The sequence below is a fragment of the Desulfuromonas sp. CSMB_57 genome (assembly GCF_020194955.2).
Lineage (GTDB): Bacteria > Desulfobacterota > Desulfuromonadia > Desulfuromonadales > Syntrophotaleaceae > JAFCIY02.
On record NZ_JAFCIY020000086.1, the window covers coordinates 1 to 2,324 of the forward strand.

The window sequence follows — 2,324 nt, forward strand, 5'->3', positions numbered from 1 at the left end:
CACCTCCATGTAGTCCACTAATAGCACCTGTTTATAGGTCTGTCAATGGCACCACTTGGCGGACTGTAGCAAGTCCCTTGCCCGTCCCCGCGAAGTCCACGCGGTTGGGCAAATGTGAAAAGATAAATGTCCCCTCTATTCCGCCTCATCCGGCGTTGACCGTTGTCCGGTCAGGCTTTTTCACCCGGTTTCAGGTAACGCAAAAGATCCTGCTCGTCGATGGGACCGGTGATCTCTTCGTTCAGAATTTCGTCATCTTCCCAAGACCCGGCCAATGTCCAATAAATATTTGAAGCAATTTTTTTGGCCTTGCCCAAATTCACTCCAAATTTTCTTCCGGTTTCCAGATCGACATAATCCCACCACTTTTCACCCAGGTTGTCCAGATCCTTGTCGATTCCCTTCAAGCTTCCGGTTGCAGAGCGCATATACCTGATATCGCCTTGTTTGAAATATTCAATGCCTTCTTCAAAGGACTTCTGAGCGCCTTCGAAGTTGGGCACGGCGCGATTTTCCCATCCGTCGGGTCGGTCGGCGATGTTCCAGCTCTGCCAATCGACGTCCGGAGGATGGTTGTAGAACCAAGCGATGCTTTCCTTGAGCCCTTCCAAGGACTTGCGGTGGTAATGGCAGAGTTCTTCCATGTATTCGATGCTGGTGAACTTGCGCCGTAGAAGCTCGCGCTTGATTTCGTCGTTCATGCTATATCTCCTTCCAATGGGTGAGTTGGGCCGTCGTGGGGTTTGTGGCACCGGGGGTTATGAAGAGTTGCTCTTTACCGCCGTTCAGATAGAATTCCTCGCCGCCATGCATTCTATAGGCTTGCCCCGCGGCTTCTCCGCGCCAGACCTTGAGACCGTCGACTCCGACGTAATATTCCACATAGTACCCGTTGTCGTTCCAACTGTCCTTGACGGCGTAGTCGCGCCGCCATGCGGTCTTGCCGGCCGGCAATTCCGTGGCCCAGTAAGCCCCGGCGTCGGGATTGTTTTCATCCACAATGCGATACAGGCGGGTGCCGGGAGGCAGAATCTCCGGATGGAGCGTTTTGAAGTTGGCGAAGTCTTCGCGGGGGTTTCCGCGTCTGTCTAGGGTATTCAAGTCCGGCCAGCCGCACCGAACGTAATCCGCGTGCCTGGGGGGAAGATTTTTCAACCCTTCACGGTTGGTCGGCATGGCTCCCGGCGTGGCGCCCAGGGGCTTGCCGTCCGGCATCAGGGTATAGGGATCTTGGGGATGGCCGTCGGAATGCAGGCGTTTGAAGGTGTTGCTGCCGGCCTTGGGCGGCTTGGCGTTGGGATCGGCGGTGTAGGGGGGCGGTGCCGGTCCGGATGACGCCGCCGGTGTGGCGGAGGTGCTGAAGTTCAGGTTGCCGGCGGCGACTCCGCCGGGACCGGCCTGGCAGAAGATGGGGTGGTTGGCCAGGGCGTCCCGGTTTTGCGTGATCCAGTCGGCCAGCAAGGGGCCGAAGCGGCTGTGGCGCAGTTGCTCCAGCAGGGCGGCTTCTTCACCGGGGTTGTTGGCAAGGGCCGCCACATAGCTTTCCATCACGGCCTGGATGAGCTGGCCCGCCGCTTCGGTAAAATATCGGGTGGCCCCGTCGAGGGTGAAGCTGTCGGGCGGTTCAGGGGTGCCGCTCGCAAAGAGCAGAATCTCGATGTCGGGCGCATCGTAGTCCCGCATCATGGGCTTCCAGATCCTGTTGATGCCCATGATGAGGTTGCAGTAGCCCTCCCACAGGACGCTGCCCCGTTCGCGGTTGAGAAAGGGCAGTTTCAACTGGTCGACGACCCAGTGCGCTGAGCCGTAGGGGCCGAACACGGGAAGGGCCATGGAGGTGGCGAGGTAGCCTCCGTTGATGGGGCTGCGGCAACTGAGGCCGGGCAGCGGACCGACCTCATAGTGGGCCACGATGAGGGTCATGGATTCAAGGAGCTTGGCCAGATGGATGTTCAGTTCTGCGCTGATGGGCAGGCCGAAGATCCTGTGGACGCTGCCGGCAATACCATAATGGGCACGACCCAGAGCGAAAAGAACGCCTTCCAGGTACATGGAGCGTTCCAGGGTGTAATAGTCCGTGAGGATCAGTTGCCGGCCTTCCAGGGAGCGGGGGTGGGGCCAGGGTCCTTGGTAGTATTCATACCTTCGACGCCAGTCGAGCATGAGCTTCCTCCATGTAAATTTTTCACATGAAACTAGCAAAATGCTCATCAAAGGTCAAGACGAGTTAATGTGAGAGAGACAGAAGGGAAAATAGGGAAAACCAGGTTCGCCGGTCCCGGCCGGCAGCCGGGTGACTTTCTTTGCTCGCCCAAAGAAAGTAA

2 protein-coding genes are annotated in these 2,324 nt (G+C 57.8%); both read right to left on the bottom strand.

The genetic code is table 11. The features are described 5' to 3' along the window. Window positions 1-170 precede the first annotated feature (170 nt). Window positions 171-701: a hypothetical protein gene (locus JQN68_RS14420; protein ID WP_225073866.1), complete on the bottom strand. Its 531-nt coding sequence runs from the start codon at window positions 699-701 to the stop codon at window positions 171-173. 1 nt (window position 702) lies between these two features. Then, window positions 703-2,163: a DUF6861 domain-containing protein gene (locus JQN68_RS14425; RefSeq protein ID WP_225073867.1), complete on the bottom strand. Its 1,461-nt coding sequence runs from the start codon at window positions 2,161-2,163 to the stop codon at window positions 703-705. Window positions 2,164-2,324 lie beyond the last annotated feature (161 nt).